Origin of the sequence: Pseudomonas inefficax, from assembly GCF_900277125.1 — a bacterium.
Classification (GTDB): Bacteria; Pseudomonadota; Gammaproteobacteria; order Pseudomonadales; family Pseudomonadaceae; genus Aquipseudomonas; species Aquipseudomonas inefficax.
The window spans coordinates 1-1,112 of record NZ_OPYN01000077.1; the positions used below are offsets into that span (position 1 = coordinate 1).

Annotated in this window: 1 protein-coding gene; it reads right to left on the reverse strand. The window is 61.0% G+C overall.

Features of this window, described 5'->3' with window-relative positions:
- The coding region (locus tag JV551A3_RS10065) for a TonB-dependent siderophore receptor (protein WP_133978658.1) at positions 1-1,112 on the reverse strand (1,112 nt) is incomplete at both ends.

A 1,112-nucleotide genomic window follows, 5' to 3' on the forward strand; every position in this document is an offset into this window, starting at 1 on the left:
TGGCTTGCAGTTGCAGGTTCGAGGTCACCCAGCCACTGGCACCCAGCTCCAGACCAGTGTTCTTCTGCTGGCCTTGCTGCACGTAGTTGAAGTGGCCGGCGCCGTCCGGGCGCGCGTACTGGTATGCCTGGCGGATCTGGAACAGTGCGGCGCTGAAGCTCAGGCCTTGCCAGTCGTGCTTGAGGCCCAGTTCCAGCTGGTGGGAGGTAGTGGGCGCGAGGATTTCGGCTGCGTTGCTGGCGAACCAAGGCGCCGTGCCGCCGGCTGCAAGGCCTTTGGAATAGCTGACGTACAAGGTGGTATCCGGCTGCGGCTTGTAAATAAGTGCGGCATTGGGCAGCAACTCGTATTGTCTGGTATGACGGCCGGCTACCCCGTTTTCGTCCCAGGTCTTTTCATCCAGGCGCACTTCACGAGCGCCCAGCACTGTCTGCCATTGTTCATTGAGGCTGATACGGTCGCTGACGAACAGGCCGTACTGGCGGCTGTCCAGGCGTCGTTCGCTAGACCCTATGGGTCTGTCGGAGGGCGGCTGGGCTATCGATCCGGTGTGAATGTTGCCGCCATGCTCCAGAAGTTCGTTGTAGTAGGTTCGTTGATCCACCGTGCGGCGTTGCGCACTGGTTCCCACGGTCAGCTCATGGCTGGTGCTTGCTATGTCAAACCTGCCATTGAGCATGGCCTGGATTTCATCGATGCGACGCGTGTCGTCTGGGCTACGAAAATCATAGATATCGTAATCTCCTTCCGGACTAAAGTGCGATTGAAAGCCCCTTTCGCTGCCCCAGGCAAACGAGCTGTAGTCATCGATCACCACCTTGCTGCGCGAGGCACTCAAGGCCCCTGTCCAGGCCTCGTTGAAACGATACTCGAAGCGCCCGCCCAGGTTCAGCGAATCGTTCTGCACCGGCTTGGCCCAGTGCTGGTAGGCCAGGCGGTCGTCCGGGTCGATGCCATGGGGTACTTCGCTGCCACCGAGCAGCTGGTAACCCGGCACCGAGCGCTGTTCGCGGTGCTGGTATTCGGCATCCAGCTGCAGGGTGGCATCCGGGTTGATCTGCCAGTCGAAGGCCAGCGAGGCGAAGTCGCGCTTGCCGTCGGCGTGGTCGACG